This is a genomic window from Streptomyces sp. NPDC006134, assembly GCF_040628835.1.
Lineage (GTDB): Bacteria > Actinomycetota > Actinomycetes > Streptomycetales > Streptomycetaceae > Streptomyces.
Window position 1 is genome coordinate 1 of record NZ_JBEXTV010000089.1, and the last position, 20,636, is coordinate 20,636.

Consider the following 20,636-nt stretch of genomic DNA (forward strand, 5'->3'; position numbering starts at 1 on the left):
GGCGGACAGGTTGATCTTGGTCGACAACCCATCTACCAGGAGCTTCACCTCTTCCTCAACGCCGCCCCCACACCAACCGGCCGGTCCCTCAGCCAGGTTGGAAACGGCTCAATGAGTTTCTGATCAATAGGCGAAGTTGTCGGAGTCCAGGACGTGGCCCCAGTTCCTGGTGGCTGCTGCGGCCGGGTCGAGGCCGGACAGCCATGTGGTGAGTTCGGTCAGCAGGTCCGCGCCGTCGAGGCCGCCGGACGTGGTGTAGGCGAGCATGTATTCCCAGTGCAGGCACACCATCGCGACGAACGAGGCGAGGGAGGAGCCGGCCAGGGGGTCGCCGGGTTCTCTGTCGTCGACCGCGCCGGGCCGGGACTGACGCAGTACGCGGCCGGTGGGACCGTCAAGCAACAGGACGCCGCCGATCCAGGTGCCCAATGAGTAGAAAGGACCGTCGCCCACAGGCGTTTCGAACTCCTTGGTGCCTTCCCAGGTGTGTTCCGCAAGGCCGGACTCAAGGAGATGGTGGGTGTTGAGGCTGTAGAAGCCGGAGACGGCTGGGAAGCCGACCTGGGTGAGGAAGCGCCGGGTCGGTCCGTGAGTCAGGCCGGAAGGCAGCTGCTCATCGGTCATGGTGGGGACGTGGTCCGCGTCGAAGATGTCGAGGACGCGGGCCCTGGTGGGGCGGCAGGCCTTCTCGTCGAAGGGACGCGGTGTGATCCTTCCGCGAGGGCCGACGGACGGCAGTGGCCGCAGGCGCGGACCACTCTCGGTGAAACGGGGGTCGGCTTCGACGGCGTACAGGCCGCGCACTCCGCCCAGCACCACGAGATCGCCGACGCAGACCGCGGATTCGACCTTGGGAGCCTGCACCACGCGGGTCACGGACGGATCGGTGATGAGTTCGAGACGCACCACGTTCCAAGAGGGCTCCACCCGCCAGAGAGTCTGAGGTGCGGGGCCGTCCGTCCGTGTCGGTGCGTCGCCGTGTCGGCTGCTCGACTCGATGAGATTTCCGGTGACCACGTCCCAAGTCCGCTCGACACCATTTTCACTGACGCTGGTCACTGTGGAGTCGGCGGCATCGCCCCGCAGATCATCGATGGCATCGGTCCGAGGGCCACAGAGGTGAAGACGGCCCGGGGCTCGCCAGTTGGTCCAAACAGCCCTCCATGGCAGGGGGCCCGCGGTTTCCACCAGCGCGCGCGCACGCCCAGGGTCGCTTTGACTCAGCGCCAAAAGGTGCAAGATCGACAACCATTCGGCGTGGGAGGAAGGTGCTACGCCAAGTTTGTCGACGTAATGCAGGTCTGCAGCGAAGGTGCCCGCGGGGATGCCGTCCGGAAAAGCGACGGGCAGCGCTTCCATCAAGGCGGTGTGCGCGCACTTGGCGAGCGTGTGGGGGGTGGAAAGGAGTTCTTCGAAGCGACCCGCCACAGCGGCATGGGCAGGTAGCGCCCGGGGCAGGTAGTCCGCGAGAGGATCGTCGTCGCCGCACGTGAAAAGGCGGTCTGTGACGGCGCGATGAAATGCGTGGAACTCCTCTGTGGGAATCTCGCTTCGCAACGCGTGGGCATCTGACTCATGGGTCAGGGCCACAGACAGGCCTTTTTTGGTGTCGACCGATACGCAGTCCAGCTCAGCGGCAACTGCTTGCAGTTCTGAGGTGCTGAATTCGACACCGAAGGCGGAGCAAAGCGCGCTCCACTCTTCGAAACGTACCCCGCGCGGCTGGGCCAGGGCCAAGGCCTGTACGGCGGTGCGTCGACGGAGCGGGAGCGAGAGCGAGGGTGCTCGGAGGGCGTCGGGACGGGGAGCCAGGACGAGAGGGGAACGATTGCGAGGGCCGAGATCGTGCACGTCGCTGTCGACTTCGATGACGAACCTGACACCGGTCTTCTTGAAATGAAGTCCGAAACCGCCTGCGAGGGCGTTTGCGATGCGTCGAGGCTCGGTGGTGTCTCGTGTCCGGCCGGCCCATTGGGTGTTGGAGACAAGGACGGCACGGCTCTGTTTGCGCTGTTTGCCGTACCTCTTCAGTTCACCAGTGAGGGAGGAAAGGCTTTTGTGGTCCCCGTACGGTACATCGAGAGCCTGCATCACGGCGTCGACGAGCTCCTCGGCGGTCAGCCCTTTGGCGTCGACGTGACACGTACCAGGCTCCGTGGCAGCGATGAACTGGAGCAGTTCGGTTTTCCCGGTGCGTGATGGCCCGTCGAGGAACAGGAACCCGCGCTCGGGTGATTGATTCTCCAGCCATGTACGGAGCTGTTGGACAGCCTCATGCAGGCTGCGGTGAAGGTGCATAGTCGGTGCTTTCTTTTCCGGTGAATTCATGTTGTCGTGCTGCTCTTCAATCCGCCTTCCCCCATGACGCGGACCCAAATCTTACCAAGTTCCGCGAGATTCTCTGCAAGATCTTTGTCAAACTGCTTCTTGTATCCGCCGGCCGGAGTGAGGCCGGAATCCGTGATCTCTGCGTTCTTCCGATATCCGGTACCATAGAACACGTCGATTCCCTGCATTTCGTCCGATAGGAGCTTTGCGCAGTTCGCGTAGCCCTGTCCGTGTCCGCATGGCTCTCGGTCCGAATACATACTGAGCGGCTGATATGCGTCCTCTTCGGCGCGCCCTTCGTTGACGGTTTTCAAGTAGTCGAGCAGATTCTTCTCGGAGTGCTTTCCGTCGGGATTTGGGTAAGAGCTGTCGACCATGTACGTGATTTTTTTACTGACCGGGTCGTATACCTCGACTGCCGCGTAATTACGCCCTGTGAAGTCAGGTCGATGCTCGCCTGAGGCTTCCAGGGCCTTTGCGATCCCGGCAAATTCTTCCTGGATCGCTTCCCTTAGTTCGTCATCGTCGCGGTGGGAGGCTTTCCAGCTCGCCCCTGCGTGCGCCCTCTCGCCGCGAGAGGCATAGTCATCTTTCGGTTCCGGGCTGGCGCCGACTGCGTGGGACGCGTGGAAGTTGTGGCTCAGACGCGCCAGCGACGCGATCACCGCACCACGTTCGCCAGGGTGCATATCGGCGAAACCTGGGAGGATCTTGACCAGATCGTCGTGTCGCAGAATCACCGGCTTGTGATCGGGGTCATCTGGTCGCGGCGGACTGCACGACTGCAGGGCATCGACCAAAGGGATACGCGTGCCGCTGCCATCCTCGTTGGGAACGGGGGTGAGCCAGTCGTTGAGCTGCTGGTGCACCGGATCCAGGTCCACTTGCCGGACATCGTTCGTCCGGCGCAGCTCCGCTTGGTGTTCCATCGGCGCCATGCCGTAATGCGTCGAGGTGTCGCTCTCGGGCTCCGAAAGGCGCGGATGGTTCTTACGGGCTGGGTCGTCCTTGGGGTGAGGATCCTCGCCTTTCGTGTCGCTGTTCGGACCTTGCGATGTGCCCGAGGGCTTCTTGGGGGCTTGGCGTTCGGCCTGATCGGGACGCGCCGCAACGTCCGGACGGGGCTGGGACCCCACAACCTCGAGCGTCACCGGCTGGCGGTTGGGGCCGAGAGGAATGGCGAAGACGCCGTCGGTGCCGTGATGGAGAGGGCGGGGGCTGGTGCGGCCGACTTGGGCGTCGATGTAGGTGATGCGACCGTTGTGGTTGACGGCGTTCCAGGCGTGGGCGCGGCCGTTGGCGTCCTGAGTGATGATGACGGCTTGGGAGCCGTGGCCACTGGTGCGGAGGGTGTCTTCCAGGCGGTTGAAGGCGTCGCGGCCGTCGCCGAGGTCGGTGAAGCGGGCGCCGAGGGTGTTTTCGATGCGGTCGCGGCCATTGCGTTCACCGCGGTCCGAGGGGGTGCCGTCGGGGCCTGGGTCGGGAGTGCGGGCGGCGGCTGCGGTGGGAGTGCCGGCGTAGGTGTCGACGGTGGACAGAGCGACGTCGACGCAGTTGTTGGTGCGGCCGAGAGCGTCGGTTCCGGCGCCGTTGATGCGCTGGACCCAGGGGCCGTCTGCGGGGTCCGGGGGGCGGATGGGGTCGCCATTTTCGTCCCGGGGGACGGCGTTGACCAGAGCTTGTTGTTCAGCGGGGGACGGGTGGGTGACGCCGCCAGGCGGCGTGGTGTCGCGGGTGGCGATGACCGGGAGGGGGGCCGGGCGGGAGGGGGCGGGGCTGGGGTGGTGGGAGGAGTCCTTGCCCGAGGTGTCGTTCTGGGGGGTGTGGTTGTTTTCCGGTTGTCCGTGGTTCTCGGTGTCTTCGGTGTTCTGGGTGGGGGGTTGGGTGGTGTCGATGGGCTGGCGGTTGGGATCGAGGGGGATGTGCCAGACGTGTGCGGCCTGGTCGAGGTGGAGGGGGGTGTGGCTGACGTCGCCGCTTTGGGTGTCGATCCAGATGATGGTGCCGTGGTGGTTGACGGCGTTGAAGGCGTGGCCGCCTCCGCCGGGCCAGTCGACCTGGACGATGGCGGCTGCGCCGTGTCCGGCCTGCTGGAGGGTGGAGGCGATGGTATGTGCGGTGTCGGGGTCGCCTCCGGGGCCGGCGTAGGTGTGGGCGGCGCCGGTCCAGCGGATCTGGTTGGCGTTGGCGTTGTGTTCGGGGGACCAGGGGTCGGGGTTGCCGTGTTCGTCGGGGTCGGTGGTGCGGGGGGCGGAGACCTGGGGGTTGCCGTACCAGGTCTCCAGGAAGGAGCGGGAGCAGTCGGCGCAGTTGTTGCTGCGTCCGGGGACGGTGTTGCCACCGTCGTTCTGGAGCTGGGTCCAGGGGCCGAAGGGGTCGGGGAAGCGCTGGGGGGTGCCGTCCTCGGTGTGGGGGACGGCGTCGGCCAGGGCTTGTTGGTCGGCGGGGTCGGGCGGGGTCAGGCCGCCGGGGGTGTGGTTCAGGCCGGCACGGATGGTTTCCAGGCTGTCCTGCTGCGGTTGCTGCGGGCTGGGGGTGGTGGCGGGTGAGCCCGGGGGCTGGGATGTGGCAGGGGCCGCGTGGGGCGGTGACGCCGCAGGTCCCGGGGTGGGAGTGAGGGTGTGGAGGGGGACTGCTGCCACCTGCTGTTGGGTGTGCGGTGTGTTCTGTGGTGGGGTGTGGGGGTGGGCGGCCGGCTGCTGCGGGGTGCTGGGCGTGCTCGGGGTGTTGGCCGCGGGCTGTTGGGGTGACCGGGCAGGGCCGGTGCCTGGCTGGTGCTGGCCACTGGGCGTGCTCTGTGGGGCGGGGCCAGTGGTGGGGCCGGGCTGGGCCGGTGCGTTCGAGGTGCGGCTGTTCGGTACCGAGGCGCGGTCGGAGCCGATTCCGGTTGAGGTGGAGGGCGTGGTCGTCGGGGTGCCGGCGGACGGTGATGCGGACCTGGAGGGGGACGCCTGAGCCGGGTTCTGGTGGGGGGTGGTCTGAGTAGGGTGCTGGCTCGGGGCTGGGGCCGTACCGGGGGCCGGGTCAGTGTTCGGGCCGTGGGTGCGGGGGCCTCCGGCCGCGTCCGGGGTGCTGCGGGGTGTGGTGTTGCCGTCCGGGGCGTTGCCGGGGGTGCGCTGGGTCGGTATGCGACTGTCCGGTATGCCTGGTGCACGGCCGTCGGCCGTGCCGGGTATGCGGCTGTCCGGTGTCGGGATGGTTCGGGGTGTCGTCGGTGATGTGGGGTTCGGGGTGGAGGCGAGGCCGGTTCCCGTGGCGGCGGACGGGGCGCCGGGTGCGGTGGTGGAAGAGTTCCTTGCCGGACCGGTGTTGAGGGTGGGGCTGGTTGTGGAGGGTGTGCCGCCGGGTGTGTGGGCGCCGGGGCGTGTGCCTGCCGTGCCGCCCGCGTGTGACGGAGGCGTGGGCGAGGCCGGCATGGTGGAGCCGCCGTCCGTGCGGCCGCTGCCCCCGCTGGGGGAGGCGTCGGTCGTGGCCGGCGCGGGGGTGGTGTTGGACTGGGTGGGGATGCCGGCGGCGAGGCTGTCGATGGAAGTGCTGATCGCGCCGCCTCCGGACGGGGACGACGTACCACCGGACGAGGTGGGGGCGGGTGCGGAGTGCGGGGTGGGTGAGGACAGGCTGGAGATGGAGGACCCGCCACCGGAGGGGGAAGGACCGGCCGAGCCCGAAGCACCGGACGAACTGCTGCTGCCCGACGCGTTGGACGAGGTGCCACCGGGTGCGGGCTCGTCGAAATCCGACAGGGACGGCCCTGAGTGCGACGGCGTCGGTTTTGGGTACGAGGTGTCCGAGGAGGCCGGACTCTGCCCGGACCCGGAGCCTGGCCCGGAGTCGGGGCCTGCGCCCACGTCCGGCACGCCGACACGGCTGCCGCTGCTGTCGGCGGAGATCCCCCCGCCGATGTCCGCTCCCGGTCCGGACCCGGCGTCCGAACGCGTCGAGAAAGACGACGGGGAGTCCGAACCTGTGGGAGCGGAGCCCGAAGTGGAGCGGGTGGACCCCGAGCCGGAGTCGCCGCCACTGCCGCCATCTCCGCCGTCCGCCCCCGCGGCCCCCGACGTGCCCGGTGTCCCGCCGTAGCCGTCGATGCGGCTGTCGATGGCATGATGGAACCGGTTGCCCGCCTTCTGGCCCAGGCTGTCGCGCACCCCTTCGACCAAAGTCTGCGGGGTCTGCTTGACGGCCTCCCAGCCGCCCCGGGCACCGGCGCTGACGGTCTGAGTTAGATCGAAGCCCTGCTGGGCGCCGAAGCCGACGTTGACCGACTGCCGCACCAGATCGGTGATCATCGCCTCGACCGCGGAGATCGCCGGCTCCTTCATCGCCTCGACGATCGCCTCCATCAAGGCCTGCTTCAGTTCGTCCAGCAGACGGCGCACGATCAGCCGGGTGGCCTGGGTGGCGCCCAGGGCGGCGACCTCGGACAGACCGAAGGTGAAAGGGGCGGCGACCTGCGCGGCGGCGATCTCGATGGCCAGGGCGATCAACTGGGCGATGACCGCCCACTTGGCGAACTCGACGAGGTAGGCGCAGGCCTCCAGCACGCTGGCGATGATGTAGGCGGCCTGGGCGGCGTCGGCCAGGTAGCCGTCGCCCCCGCCGCTGCCACCGTCGAACTTGGCGTAGGTCTTGGTGAACGCGTCGATCGACTCACCGGCATTGTGCGCGATGACCGTACGCGCGCTGGCGTTGGCCGCGGTGTGCAGACCGGTGACGTCGTCACCGAACGTCCGCCACAACTGGGCGGACTCCCGGAGCTTGTCCTCGTCCGCGGTCGGCCAGTTGTAGCCGAGCATCTGCAGGACCCACTCGAGCTCGTCCGGCAGCATCATCGACACAGCAGCAAACCCCCGTCACCCGCCACAACCGCACAACCCCTCACCTGGCAAGAGGAAGCACACAGCTGTACGGCCTTCGCACAGCTTACGGACATACCCGCAAGCGACTTCAGAGGGTTGTTGTCACAAAACTGTTGCAGAACAGCCCTGTTCCCCGGCACCCGGCATCACCGTGAGTACGAGGCCCGTGATGGGCAACGCTGCCTCGTCTTGACGTCACCCGACAGCGAACTGGTGCTGGTGCAGGCAGGGGGTAGGGAGGACGGTCCGGCCCGGTCGGGCGTGGACGAACTTCGGGTGTGTTTCCAGGAACAACCGGACTCGAGACGCGCGAGGGAACGGTCACGGCAGGTGCGGAGCACGTGCTGGTCTCATGGCTGCCGGGGCGATGCTGGCGCTGGTCTGCCTCTTCCCGAGCGTGGGGCGCCTCAACAGCGCTACGCGGGTACCCCCTTGGAGCGTTTCATACGGTGGGTGCCTCGGTTCCACAAGCATCGGCGTGGAGTTGGCGAGGCGAGGAAGCACTCACTGGGCCATGAAGGCGATCATCCTCGGAGCGGTGGGCGCGTCACTGGGGAATGTGCTGTCCTGTATCCTGCTCGATCGGCTGTCACGAAGAGTCGGCCACCGCCCACTGCGGCAGCCGACGGCCGGTCGGCAAGCGATCCGCAGGCCGGCCCGGACCCTGGTGAAGCGCAACGTGGAGCCGATACGCCGGGTGCCGTGGTCGGGAACGCCACAGTCATACTCCGACCGCATTTCACGCTCTTGCCGGGCAGTCGGCCGTCCGTCTTGTCCTCGGCCTCGGGCGAGTCGCAGTCGACGACTGTCAGCAGCGGCTCGCCCCTGAGGGGTCGCGATCTTGAGCCGGCCCGGCGACAACCAAGGCCCTGAAGACGACCTACTCGGCCGACACCCCACCATTGTGCGGCGCCGGCTCCAGGTCGAACTCCCCGTCCCGCGCCCCGAGCACGAACGCCCGCCACTCCGCCTCGGTGTACCGCAGCACGGTGCCAGGATCGAGGGACGACCGCATGGCCACGGCACCCCCCGGCAAGTACGCGATCTCGACCCGCTCCTCGTGCTCCTCAGTGCCGGGCGCGCAGTGCCACTCGACCCCCGAGATGTCAAGGGCGTACAGCTCGTCCCTCTCCCGTTCCTTGCGCGTTTTGACGTCCTCGACCTGCGCGTCGACCTTGTCGTCCTGTGCCTCGGTCATCCTGCTGGGCCTCTTTCCGACGTGCGAACCAAATAGGTGTCTCACCCTACTGGCGCAGGCGGAGCACACACGCCGGAAAGGACAGATCACCCACGGTCCACGGTGCGTTCCCGGATCAGAGCTCCTGCCGGGGACGCAACGAGGCGTGCACCTCCGACGGCATCTCCACCTGGCCGTCGTACTGGGAGGTCAGATCCCGCCAAGCGGCGTCCTCGTTGCCCTCGTTACGTTCGTGCCGCACGCCCATCTCGGTGAAGGCCAGTCCCATTCCCGCGAGTCGCTCCGCCAGGCTGCCCATCGACTGGTACATGCCGTCGCGCAGACCCTCGTAGACGACTCCGAACTTCTCGCCGATCTCGTCGTCGCCCCACGGCGGGGTGGCGCCGTTGCCGCCTTCGAGCGCGGTCAGCCCTGTCTGCAGGCGCTTGACCGCCTTGCTGAAGTCCTGGCCCACCGTGAACATGTTGAAGCCCTCGGCCTTGAGGACCGAGGGATCGGCGCGTAGCCCATCGTCGGCCACAACTGCCCCCCGTGATTCGGCTTTTCTGTTGCAACACCACCCTAGCGACTGCACCGGGCCCGAGCTCACTCCCTCACACGGAACCCCCTCACCCCACATACGACCCACCCCAGAGGCGTCTCACTCCCCCACCCATACGCACCGGAGGGGCGGCTCCCACCTGGGCGCCGCCCCTCTCCCGCACGGAGGTGTCCGCCGGTCAGAACCGAGCCGGCAGCCATCCCGTCTGGATCAGTTGCCCACTGCGCCGACGCGTGTGGAAGTACCCCCGCCCGGGCGGCAGCTGTGACGGGGTGATGTTGCCGAGCAGCGCACCCTCCGTCCGGTCGCCCGAGAGCACGATGCCCTGTGCGCCCAGCTCGCGCAGGCGCTGCATCACCGGCTCGTACAACGACCGACTGGCACCGCCCGAGGCGCGCGCGATGATGATGCGCAGACCGATGTCACGGGCGAAGGGAAGGTACTCGAGGAGCGGGGAGAGCGGGTTCATGCCCGTCGCCACCAGGTCGTAGTCGTCGATGATGACGAACGCGTCCGGGCTGTTGTACCAGCTGCGGTTGCGCAGCTGTTCGGGCGTGACGTCCGGGCCCGGCATACGGCGGCTCATCGAACCGGCCAGCCCTTCCAGGGTCTCCGTCAGCGCGGGCGCCGACGGGCAGTAGCGCGACAGGTGCGATTCCGGCACGCCCTCCAGGTGAGCACGCCGGTAGTCACCCATGACGATCTTCGCCTGATCCGGCGTGTAGCGCTCGGTGATCTGCTTGATGAGCAGGCGCAGCATCGCGGACTTACCGGACTCGCTCTCACCGAAGACGATGAAGTGCGGGTCCGTCTCGAAGTCGACGAAGACCGGGGCCAGTGCCGATTCGTCGATGCCGATGGCGATACCGCGGTCCGGGTGCTCGAACCCCTTGGGCAGCCGGTCCGCCGGCAGCATGGTGGGCAGCAGCCGTACGGCCGGAGCGTGGTTGCCCTGCCAGTTGTCGTTGATGCCCCGGACGAGGATCGACGTCGCCTCCGCCAGGTCCTCCGTCGCCGACGAGCCGTCGACCCGCGGCAGTGCCGTCATGAAGTGCAGCTTGTCCGGGGTCAGGCCGCGGCCCGGCATGGTGGCGGGTACGTTCTGCGCGACCTTGCGGTCGATCTCCGACTCGGTCGGGTCACCGAGTCGCAGCTCGATGCGGTTCTGGAGCATGTCCTTGAGCGCGGGCCGTACCTCGGTGTACCGGCTCGCGGTCAGGATCACGTGCACACCGAAACCGAGACCGCGGGTCGCGATGTCGGTGACGGTCGCCTCGAGCATCTCGTAGTCCGTTTTGAAGGTGGCCCAGCCGTCGATGACGAGGAAGACGTCGCCCCAGGGCTGGTCGGGCAGTTGCCCCGCGGCCCTGCGCTGCCGATAGGTCTGGACGGAGTCGATGTTGTGGGCGCGGAAGTACTCCTCGCGGGCATCGAGGATGCCCGCGACCTCGCTGACCGTACGGCGTACCTTCTCGGCGTCGAGCCGGTTGGCGACCCCGCCGACGTGCGCCAGCTCCTCCATCGTGATCAGACCGCCACCGCCGAAGTCCAGGCAGTAGAACTGCACCTCGGACGGCGTGTGGGTCAACGCGAACGACGAGATGAGCGTGCGCAGCAGGGTCGACTTGCCCGACTGCGGGCCGCCGACGAACAGACCGTGGCCCGCACCGCCCGAGAAGTCCCGGTACAGCACGTCACGTCGCTGCTCGAACGGCTTGTCCACCAGGCCGACCGGCACGTTGAGCCGGCCGAGCGCCGTGTACTCGGGCGCGGTCAGGCCACGCTCGGAGGTGACGGCGAGCTGGGGCAGGAGCTGCTCCAGCGAGGGAGCCTCGTCGAGTGGGGGCAGCCACACCTGGTGGGCGGGCGGCCCCTGGTTGACCATTCGGCTGACGATGACGTCCAGGACGGTGTCGGCGAGCGCGTCGTCCACTCGGTTGTCGGTCTCCGGCTCCGGGACGACCGGCTGCGGAGGCAGCGCCACGTGCTCCGCCGTGAACAGAGCGGGCCGCAACTGGGTGGAGCGATTCACGCGGGACGGGCCCTCGCCGTGGTACGGCCCCGACACGTACGCCGCTTTGAAGCGGACCATGGTGTCGGTGTCGTACCGCAGGTAGCCGGATCCGGGGATCGACGGCAGGTGGAAGGCGTCGGGGACACCGATCGCCGTACGGGACTCGGCGGCGGAGAAGGTCCGCAGACCGATCCGGTACGACAGATAGGTGTCCAGGCCGCGCAGCTTGCCTTCCTCCAGACGCTGCGACGCCAGCAGCAGGTGCACACCCAGCGAGCGGCCGATACGGCCGATCTGGATGAACATGTCGATGAAGTCCGGTTTGGCGGTGAGTAGCTCGGAGAACTCGTCGAGCACGATCACCAGCGACGCCATCGGTTCCAGCGCGGCACCCGCGGCCCGGGCCTTCTCGTAGTCGTGCAGGTTGGCGTAGTTGCCCGCGGTGCGCAGCAGTTCCTGGCGGCGCTGCATCTCGCCCGTGATCGCGTCCCGCATACGGTCGACGAGGGTGAGGTCGTCCGCGAGGTTGGTGATGACGGCCGCGGTGTGAGGCATGTCCGCCATGCCCGCGAAGGTCGCACCGCCCTTGAAGTCCGCGAGGATGAAGTTCAGCGTCTCCGAGGAATGGGTGACCGCGAGACCGAGCACCAGGGTGCGCAGCAGCTCGGACTTGCCGGAGCCGGTCGCACCGACGCACAGGCCGTGCGGGCCCATGCCCTCCTGCGAGGCCTCCTTGAGGTCGAGCATGACCGGCTCACCGTTCTCGCCGACACCGATCGGTACCCGCAGCCGCTCGTGCAACGTGCGCGGACGCCAGGTGCGGGAGACGTCGACGGACCCTGCGTCTCCGATGCCCATCAGGTCGGTGAAGTCCAGGTTGGACAGGAGGGGTTCGCCCTCCTCCGCGGAGCCGACCCGGAAGGGGGCGAGCTGTCGCGCCAGCGACTCGGCCTGCGCCTGGTTCAGCACATCGGGCTTGCCGCTGTACGCGGACTCGTGGCCGACGAACAACTGCATCCGGCCCGGCTTCACATAGGCCGTCAGGCCGGCGCGCAGCTCCTCCTCCAGATCGCCCGGGGCGATCTCCAGAAAGGTGACGCCCTGGAGCCCTTCGGCACTGGCGAGTTCGGAGTCCGGTGGCACGGTGCCGCCGTCCAACACCACGATCAGGTGCGGTTGGTCGTAGACCGGGTTGGCCTCACGGTTCCAGCGCGGCCTGTCGTCCAGTTGGTCCGCCAGCGCCTCTTCCAGCTCTCCGAGGTCGTCGAAGAGGAGCCGGGCTGAGCCGGCTCCGTCCTTGGCCTTCGGATGCTGGCTGTGCGGCAGCCACTTGATCCAGTCCCACTCCGTCGCCGCGGACGGGTGTGCCACCACGGCGACCAGCAGATCTTCCGGCGAATGCAGCGTCACCAGCTGGGCCAGGGCCGCACGGGCGTTGCCATAGACCGTGTCCGTGTCCCCGCAGATCGTGACGTGGTAAAAGGCGCGCAACGAGACGGAGACGGGCAGGTCGGACAGGCTGCCGTGCGCATCGAGGAAGGCCTTCATGGCCGCCGCGGTCAGCGGCTCCAGCTCGTCCTTGGGTGCCGTCACCGGGGCGACCAGCGGGGTGTTCAGCTGCTGGGTGCCGAGGCCGATCCGCACGGAGGCGAAATCCGCGTCGGTCGGGCGCCGCTCCCACAGGCGCTTGCCGTCGGCCGCCACCGCCCACAGCTGATCCGGGTCGGGGTGCTGGAAGAGCTGGCTGCGCCGCTGCAGTTCCGCCGTCTTGTGCACGTCCTTGCGGACCTGCTCCAGATAGCGGAAGTAGTCGCGTCGATCCTGGGCCATCCCGGCACCGCCGCCCTGCCGGGACTTGGCGAACTGGGCGATGGCCATGGCCACGGTTGAGGCCAGCATCAGCCCACCGACCACCCGCATGTAGGGCGGCAGGTTGGGCATGAAGAAGAAGCCGACGGAACCCAGCATGCCCATCATCGGGAGCAGGTTCATCAGCATGCTCTCGTCGCCCTCACGAGGGATCTCGGGGGGCGTCTCCAGCTTGACCTCGCCGTCCGGTACGACCGGGGGCGGTATCCGCGGCGGCCGTTTGATGATGACGACGCTCACCGATGCACTCATCCTTCGTGATTGATACGTCCTGGCACCGACGCCCCCGTGTACCGCGACGTGCTTTCCGTTCGCGTAGGCGTCGTCCGCGTAGGCGTCGATCCTACTGATGCGCCCAGTGCGTGGGAGAGTCAGGAGGATGGAGATGCCGAGGGGGTACGGAGAGAATTGAGGGAGGCAGGCCCTGTGCCTTGCGCGGCAACGGATAGGGTGGCGCTCCACGTCGTAGCGAACGGCGTGAAGCAGCCTTGTCTAGCAGGGGGAACACCAGGTGAGCACGGGGACTTCGACAGGTTTCTGCCGAATCACCATCGCAGCACCGGACAGCCGTGTCGATGTCGCGCTGCCCGAGGACCTGCCGATCCAGGACCTCTTTCCTGAGATCATCAGGCTCTCGGGCCTGGTCCAGTCGGACACCAGCCCCGCCGGCTACCACCTTGTGAGCCGTGAGGGCCAAGTACTCGACGCGAGCCGTTCGTTGCTCGAGCACCGGGTCAGAGACGGCGAGGTGCTGCTGCTGCGCACCTTCGCCGATTCCCTGCCGCCGGCCGTGCACGATGACGTGGTCGATGCGATCGCCGCCGCGGTCAAGCAGGACATCCGCAGCTGGAACGACAATCTGATGCGCGTGGCTGGCCTCGTCTCCGGCGCACTGCTGCTGATCATGCTCGGCTTCGTCTTCTGGTTCGCGGACCCGGTCCGGCACGACATGAACGGCCTCCAGGGCATCCTCGCCGGAGTGACGGCACTCGCCCTGACGGCACTGGCCGGCGTACGGGCCCGGGTGTACGACGATCGCGGCTCCGCCGTCGCGCTCGGTATCTCGGCGCTGCCGCACGCGCTCATTGCGGGCTCCGGCGTCATCCCCCAGGACGCCGGTGAAGGCCCCGGAAGGCTTCAGTTCCTCGTCGGCTGCGTCGCCGTACTGCTGTTCTCCGTCGTGCTGATCATGCTGCTGCCGCAGGGAGACGCCCCCTTCGTGGCCGCGGCACTGGCCTCCGCGATCGGCACGCTCGCTGCGTTCTGCGGTGTGCTCACCGAGGCTGAGCCGCGGGAGATCGCCGCCGGAACCTCGGTCGTCGCGCTCGCGGTCGTCGGCTTCCTGCCCGGCTGGTCGGCCCGCTTCGCCAAACTGCCGATCGGCTTCCGCAACCCGGAGGACCTGGCCAGGGCCCGACGCGAGGGCCGCGACGGCGACCTCGAGGCGGTCGACGTCCAGCGCATCGTCGCCCAGACCAGCCGGGGCCACGAACTGCTGCTCGGACTGGTCGGCGGCTGCGCCGCCGTCATCATCGGCGCCGGTGGCGCGGTGCTCGGCTTCAGCGACAGCGGCTGGGCGCAGCTGCTCGCCCTGTGCACCGGCCTCGCGGCGATGCTGAGGGCCCGCCTGTTCCGCTACACCGCCCAGGTCACCTGCCTGTTCGTGGCCGGTGTCGTCACGCTTGGTCTGCTGGTCCTCGGCCTTGCGATCTCGCCCCCGGCCGACATCGTCATGGAACTGCTCAAGGGAAACTCCGGACCGGTCGACGTGCGGACCCTGTGGCTCGGCGCCTCGGTCGCGGCCGGAGTGCTGCTGCTGATCGCGATCGCCCTGATTGTGCCGCAGAAGGGTCTCTCTCCCTTCTGGGGCCGCATGCTGGACCTCGCGGACTCGCTGGTGCTGCTCTCCCTGGTCCCGATCTGCCTGGCCGTCCTCGACGTCTACGGCAAAGTCCGCGGCGGCCTCTGAGGTCCGCCCGCCGGACGCCGGAGCACGGCGGAAATCCCGCCACCTCCAGGCTGGTACCCTGAGTGACGACCGTATGTGTACGCACCCCCGGAGCCGCAGGCCCTGCGCCGGGTTCTGGAGGTCGCGCCCAGCGGATCCCGCCGTCCGAGTCGCGGAAGTCCCCCCGAGAAGAAGACCGGGGGCACTCGGTGGCCACTCACAGACTATGAGGAGTACGCGTGTCGCTCGACGCCGCTACGAAGAAGCAGATCATCGCCGAGTTCGGTACCAAGGAGGGTGACACCGGCTCCCCCGAGGTCCAGGTCGCTCTGCTGTCCCGCCGGATCTCCGACCTGACCGAGCACCTCAAGACCCACAAGCACGACCACCACTCCCGCCGTGGTCTGCTGATCCTGGTCGGTCAGCGCCGCCGCCTGCTGCAGTACCTCGCCAAGAAGGACATCCAGCGCTTCCGTGCGCTGGTCGACCGCCTCGGCATCCGCCGCGGTGCGGCGGGCGCCAAGTAAGACGCCGTGAAGGGAGCGGTTCCCATCGTTCGGGGGCCGCTCCCTTTGCTGTACGTGCGCGGTGTCACTGCCGCTTTGTAGTGTGGTAGCACCACGTGTGACGGCACGGCGCACGCCGTGCGGTCGCACACTCACTACCACGACACGGCGTGAGAAGGCCCGCCCGGACGGGTAGCCGGTCCTCACACGCAACCGCACGAACCGCACGACACGAACGAACCGCACGACCCGAACGAGGAGGAGCGCACCACGCCGCCGCCGGTCCTCGGTAGTGGCCCCCGGGGGGACGAACCCCCGGGTGCTTCGATCGAAGACCGGCCCGCAACCGGACGGCGCGCTTCTCCGCCCCCGTCCCCCCGCCACACGGGCGAGGAGGGACGAAAGACGACAAGTAACGGAGAAAACGCTGGTGGAGAACGAGACCCACTACGCCGAGGCCGTCATCGACAACGGCGCCTTCGGCACCCGCACCATCCGCTTCGAGACGGGCCGCCTGGCCAAGCAGGCCGCCGGTTCCGCCGTGGCGTACCTGGACGACGACACCATGGTGCTGTCGGCCACCACCGCCTCCAAGCAGCCCAAGGACCAGCTCGACTTCTTCCCGCTGACGGTGGACGTCGAGGAGCGGATGTACGCCGCCGGCAAGATCCCCGGCAGCTTCTTCCGCCGTGAGGGCCGGCCCTCCGAGGACGCGATCCTCACCTGCCGCCTCATCGACCGCCCGCTGCGCCCGTCCTTCAAGAAGGGCCTGCGCAACGAGATCCAGGTCGTCGCCACGATCATGGCGCTCAACCCCGACCACCTGTACGACGTCGTCGCGATCAACGCCGCGTCCGCGTCCACGCAGCTGGCCGGCCTGCCCTTCTCCGGCCCGATCGGCGGCGTCCGCGTCGCGCTGATCCGCGGCCAGTGGGTGGCCTTCCCGACCCACACCGAGCTCGAGGACGCCGTCTTCGACATGGTCGTCGCGGGCCGCGTCCTGGAGGACGGCGACGTCGCGATCATGATGGTCGAGGCCGAGGCCACCGAGAAGACCATCAAGCTGGTCGAGGGCGGCGCCGAGGCGCCCACCGAGGAGGTCGTCGCCGCCGGTCTGGAGGCCGCGAAGCCCTTCATCAAGGTCCTGTGCCGGGCCCAGTCGGACCTGGCCTCCAAGGCCGCCAAGCCGACCGCCGAGTTCCCGATCTTCCTGGACTACCAGGACGACGTCTTCGAGGCGCTGACCGCCGCCGTCAAGCCCGAGCTCGCGCAGGCGCTCACCATCGCCGGCAAGCAGGAGCGCGAGGCCGAGCTGGACCGCGTCAAGCAGCTCGCCGCCGAGAAGCTCCTGCCGGAGTTCGAGGGCCGCGAGAAGGAGATCTCCGCCGCGTACCGCTCGCTGACCAAGCAGCTGGTCCGCGAGCGCGTGATCAAGGAGAAGAAGCGGATCGACGGCCGCGGCCTGACCGACATCCGCACCCTGGCCGCCGAGGTCGAGGCGATCCCGCGGGTCCACGGTTCGGCCCTGTTCGAGCGCGGTGAGACCCAGATCCTGGGCGTCACCACCCTGAACATGCTCCGCATGGAGCAGCAGCTCGACACGCTGTCGCCGGTGACGCGCAAGCGGTACATGCACAACTACAACTTCCCGCCGTACTCCACCGGCGAGACCGGCCGCGTCGGCTCCCCCAAGCGCCGCGAGATCGGCCACGGCGCCCTCGCCGAGCGCGCCCTGATCCCGGTCCTGCCGACGCGCGAGGAGTTCCCCTACGCGATCCGCCAGGTCTCCGAGGCCCTCGGCTCCAACGGCTCGACGTCCATGGGCTCGGTCTGCGCCTCCACCATGTCGCTGCTGAACGCCGGTGTGCCGCTGAAGGCCCCGGTCGCCGGTATCGCCATGGGCCTGATCTCCCAGGAGATCGAGGGCGAGACGCACTACGTCACCCTCACCGACATCCTCGGTGCGGAGGACGCCTTCGGCGACATGGACTTCAAGGTCGCCGGCACCAAGGAGTTCGTGACCGCCCTCCAGCTCGACACCAAGCTGGACGGCATCCCGGCCTCCGTCCTGGCCGCGGCCCTCAAGCAGGCCCGCGACGCCCGCCTCCACATCCTCGACGTGATGATGGAGGCCATCGACCGGCCCGACGAGATGTCCCCGCACGCCCCGCGGATCATCACCGTCAAGATCCCGGTCGACAAGATCGGTGAGGTCATCGGCCCCAAGGGCAAGATGATCAACCAGATCCAGGAGGACACCGGCGCCGAGATCACCATCGAGGACGACGGCACGATCTACATCGGTGCCGCCGACGGCCCCTCCGCCGAGGCCGCCCGCGCCACGATCAACGGCATCGCCAACCCGACGATGCCCGAGGTCGGCGAGCGCTACCTCGGTACGGTCGTCAAGACGACCACCTTCGGTGCGTTCGTCTCCCTGCTGCCCGGCAAGGACGGTCTGCTGCACATCTCGCAGATCCGCAAGCTGGCCGGCGGCAAGCGCGTGGAGAACGTCGAGGACGTCCTCGGCGTGGGCCAGAAGGTCCAGGTCGAGATCGCCGAGATCGACTCCCGCGGCAAGCTCTCCCTCGTCCCCGTGATCGAGGGCGAGGAGTCCACCGACGACACGAAGAAGGACGACGCCGACCAGTGACGTCCCCCGGCTCCAAGGCGACGGCCCGCACCTCCCCGGAGGCGCGGGCCGTCGCCCGTACCCAAACCCTCATCCAGGGCGAGAACGGCATCGGCACCGTCCGCAAGACCACCCTCCCCGGCGGCCTGCGCATCGTCACCGAGACCCTGCCCTCCGTACGCTCCGCCACCTTCGGCATCTGGGCGCACGTCGGCTCCCGCGACGAGACCCCGGCCCTCAACGGCGCCACGCACTACCTGGAGCACCTGCTCTTCAAGGGCACGTCCCGCAGGTCCGCCCTCGACATCTCCTCCGCCCTCGACGCGGTCGGCGGCGAGATGAACGCGTTCACGGCGAAGGAGTACACGTGCTACTACGCGCGCGTGCTCGACACCGACCTGCCGCTCGCCATCGACGTGGTCTGCGACATGCTGACCGGCTCCCTCATCCTCGAAGAGGACGTCGACGTCGAGCGCGGCGCCATCCTCGAAGAGATCGCGATGACCGAGGACGACCCGGGCGACTGCGTGCACGACCTGTTCGCGCACACGATGTTCGGCGACAACCCCCTCGGCCGCCCGGTCCTCGGCACGGTCGACACGGTCAACGCCCTCACCGCCGACCGCATCCGCCGCTTCTACAAGAAGCACTACGACCCGACCCACCTCGTGGTCGCGTGCGCCGGCAACGTCGACCACAACAAGGTCGTACGCCAGGTCCGCGCCGCCTTCGAGAAGGCCGGCGCCCTCAAGGACCCGGGCGCCCGGCCCATCGCCCCGCGCGGCGGCCGGCGCACCATCCGCACCGCGGGCCGCGTCGAGCTGATCGGCCGCAAGACCGAGCAGGCCCACGTCGTGCTCGGCATGCCGGGCCTGGCCCGCACCGACGAGCGCCGCTGGGCGCTGGGCGTGCTCAACACCGCCCTCGGCGGCGGCATGTCCTCCCGCCTCTTCCAGGAGGTCCGCGAGAAGCGCGGCCTGGCCTACAGCGTGTACTCCTACACCTCCGGCTTCGCCGACTGCGGCCTGTTCGGCGTGTACGCGGGCTGCCGGCCCTCCCAGGTGCACGACGTGCTGAAGATCTGCCGCGACGAGCTCGACCACGTCGCCGAGCACGGACTGTCCGACGACGAGATCGGCCGGGCCATCGGCCAGCTCCAGGGCTCCACCGTCCTCGGCCTGGAGGACACCGGCGCGCTGATGAACCGTATCGGCAAGAGCGAGCTGTGCTGGGGCGAGCAGATGTCCGTCGACGACATGCTGGCCCGGATAGCCTCCGTCACCCCGGACGACGTCCGGGAGGTCGCCCGCGATGTCCTGGGACGCCGGCCCTCGCTGTCGGTCATCGGCCCGCTGAAGGACAAGCAGGCCGCCCGGCTGCACGACGCCGTCGCCTGATCCCCCAGGCCGGAACCCCTCCGGTTCCGGAACCCCTTCGGTTAAGGAAACAGAACATGAGCAAGCTGCGCGTGGCGGTCCTCGGTGCCAAGGGCCGGATCGGATCCGAGGCGGTCCGGGCGGTCGAGGCCGCCGAGGACATGGAACTGGTCGCCGCCCTCGGCCGCGACGACAAGCTGGAGACGCTGGTCGAGACCGGCGCCCAGGTCGCCGTCGAGCTGACCACCCCCGCCTCGGTCATGGGCAACCTCGACTTCTGCGTACGCCACGGCATCCACGCCGTCGTCGGGACGACGGGCTGGACCGACGAGCGCCTCGCGCAGCTGAAGGGCTGGCTGGCCCAGTCCCCGGAGGTCGGCGTGCTCATCGCGCCGAACTTCTCCATCGGGGCCGTGCTGACCATGAAGTTCGCGCAGATCGCCGCCCCGTACTTCGAGTCCGTCGAGGTCGTCGAACTGCACCACCCGAACAAGGTGGACGCCCCGTCCGGCACCGCCACGCGCACCGCCCAGCTCATCGCCGAGGCCCGCCGCAAGGCCGGCAGCGCCCCCGCCCCGGACGCCACGGCCACCGCGCTGGACGGCGCCCGCGGCGCGGACGTCGACGGCGTCCCGGTGCACGCGGTCCGCCTGCGCGGCCTGCTCGCCCACCAGGAGGTCCTGCTCGGCGGCGAAGGGGAGACCCTCACCGTCCGCCACGACTCCCTGCACCACAGCAGCTTCATGCCGGGCATCCTGCTGGGCACGCGCCGCGTGGTGGCGACGCCGGGCCTGACCTTCGGCCTGGAACACTTCCTGGACCTGGACCGAGCCTGACGTCATGCGCGCGAAGATCTCCTACGCCCTCACCGCCGCCGTCCTGGTCTTCTACTTCGCCCTGGTCGGCAGCCGCGGGGTGATGCTCATCCAGACCGGCACGTTCCTCACCGTGACCTTCGGCGTCGCGGTGCTGATCCTGCCGGTGATCGGCCTGTGGTTCCTGTGGCAGAACACCCGGTTCGTCCGCAGGGCCAACCAGCTCGCCGCCGAACTCGACGCCGAGGGCGGCCTGCCCGTCGACGAGCTGAGGCGCACCCCGAGCGGCCGGATCGACCGCGACTCGGCCGACGAGGTCTTCGCCCGGCGCAAGGCCGAGACGGAGGCGGCGCCCGACGACTGGCGCACCTGGTTCCGCCTCGCCGTCGCCTACCACGACGCCCGGGACACCCCGCGCGCCCGCAAGGCGATGCAGCGGGCGATCGCCCTGCACGACGGCAGGCGGACCGAGGCCGTCTGACCGCGCGCCCGCACACACAGGGGTGGGGGGGGGGGCGCACCAGGAGCCGCCCCCACCCGGGCTGGGGGA

Annotated in this window: 11 protein-coding genes; 6 read left to right on the forward strand and 5 right to left on the reverse strand. The window is 68.8% G+C overall.

From position 1 onward, the window contains the following. Positions 1 to 123: 123 nt before the first annotated feature. The 5 genes from ABZ340_RS34460 to eccCa all read right to left on the reverse strand — a co-directional run bounded on the left by ABZ340_RS34460 (position 124) and on the right by eccCa (position 13,049). Positions 124 to 2,298, reverse strand: coding sequence for an SUKH-4 family immunity protein (locus tag ABZ340_RS34460; protein ID WP_358785829.1), 2,175 nt, complete (start codon positions 2,296 to 2,298; stop codon positions 124 to 126). A 26-nt stretch (positions 2,299 to 2,324) separates the two neighbouring features. After that, complete coding sequence (locus ABZ340_RS34465) at positions 2,325 to 7,160, reverse strand: toxin glutamine deamidase domain-containing protein (protein WP_358785838.1); 4,836 nt, start codon at positions 7,158 to 7,160, stop codon at positions 2,325 to 2,327. Between the two features lie 907 nt (positions 7,161 to 8,067). Further along, positions 8,068 to 8,385 carry a DUF397 domain-containing protein gene (locus ABZ340_RS34470; RefSeq protein ID WP_358785830.1) on the reverse strand — a complete coding sequence of 106 codons (318 nt, stop codon included), beginning with the start codon at positions 8,383 to 8,385 and terminating at the stop codon, positions 8,068 to 8,070. Positions 8,386 to 8,500: 115 nt separating this feature from the next. Beyond that, positions 8,501 to 8,905, reverse strand: a complete 405-nt coding sequence (locus ABZ340_RS34475; protein ID WP_358785831.1) for a hypothetical protein — start codon at positions 8,903 to 8,905, stop codon at positions 8,501 to 8,503. Positions 8,906 to 9,104: 199 nt separating this feature from the next. Beyond that, positions 9,105 to 13,049 carry a type VII secretion protein EccCa gene (gene eccCa, locus ABZ340_RS34480; protein WP_358785832.1) on the reverse strand — a complete coding sequence of 1,315 codons (3,945 nt, stop codon included), beginning with the start codon at positions 13,047 to 13,049 and terminating at the stop codon, positions 9,105 to 9,107. A 271-nt stretch (positions 13,050 to 13,320) separates the two neighbouring features. Between eccCa and eccD the strand changes: the two genes are divergently transcribed. From eccD to ABZ340_RS34510, 6 genes are all read left to right on the forward strand, one after another. After that, the gene (gene eccD, locus ABZ340_RS34485) at positions 13,321 to 14,778 is read left to right on the forward strand and encodes a type VII secretion integral membrane protein EccD (RefSeq protein ID WP_358785833.1); all 1,458 of its coding nucleotides are present in this window, start codon (positions 13,321 to 13,323) and stop codon (positions 14,776 to 14,778) included. Positions 14,779 to 14,996: 218 nt separating this feature from the next. After that, the gene (gene rpsO, locus ABZ340_RS34490) at positions 14,997 to 15,284 is read left to right on the forward strand and encodes a 30S ribosomal protein S15 (RefSeq protein ID WP_003997419.1); all 288 of its coding nucleotides are present in this window, start codon (positions 14,997 to 14,999) and stop codon (positions 15,282 to 15,284) included. Between the two features lie 409 nt (positions 15,285 to 15,693). Further along, on the forward strand, positions 15,694 to 17,916 hold the full coding sequence (locus ABZ340_RS34495; RefSeq protein WP_358785834.1) for a polyribonucleotide nucleotidyltransferase: 2,223 nt from the start codon (positions 15,694 to 15,696) through the stop codon (positions 17,914 to 17,916). After that, positions 17,913 to 19,292, forward strand: a complete 1,380-nt coding sequence (locus tag ABZ340_RS34500; RefSeq protein ID WP_358785835.1) for a pitrilysin family protein — start codon at positions 17,913 to 17,915, stop codon at positions 19,290 to 19,292. Before ABZ340_RS34495 ends, ABZ340_RS34500 begins: the two co-directional genes overlap by 4 nt. A gap of 56 nt (positions 19,293 to 19,348) precedes the next feature. After that, positions 19,349 to 20,107: a 4-hydroxy-tetrahydrodipicolinate reductase gene (gene dapB, locus ABZ340_RS34505; protein WP_358785836.1), complete on the forward strand. Its 759-nt coding sequence runs from the start codon at positions 19,349 to 19,351 to the stop codon at positions 20,105 to 20,107. 4 nt (positions 20,108 to 20,111) lie between these two features. Continuing rightward, positions 20,112 to 20,567, forward strand: a complete 456-nt coding sequence (locus ABZ340_RS34510; RefSeq protein WP_358785837.1) for a hypothetical protein — start codon at positions 20,112 to 20,114, stop codon at positions 20,565 to 20,567. Positions 20,568 to 20,636: the final 69 nt, after the last annotated feature.

Excerpts from the sequence above, each read along its gene's own strand:
- dapB (WP_358785836.1), top strand. The coding sequence starts at position 19,349 with ATGAGCAAGCTGCGCGTGGCGGTCCTCGGTGCCAAGGGCCGGATCGGA.
- ABZ340_RS34470 (WP_358785830.1), bottom strand. The coding sequence starts at position 8,385 with ATGACCGAGGCACAGGACGACAAGGTCGACGCGCAGGTCGAGGACGTC.
- ABZ340_RS34510 (WP_358785837.1), top strand. The coding sequence starts at position 20,112 with ATGCGCGCGAAGATCTCCTACGCCCTCACCGCCGCCGTCCTGGTCTTC.
- ABZ340_RS34460 (WP_358785829.1), bottom strand. The coding sequence starts at position 2,298 with ATGCACCTTCACCGCAGCCTGCATGAGGCTGTCCAACAGCTCCGTACA.
- ABZ340_RS34465 (WP_358785838.1), bottom strand. The coding sequence starts at position 7,160 with ATGATGCTGCCGGACGAGCTCGAGTGGGTCCTGCAGATGCTCGGCTAC.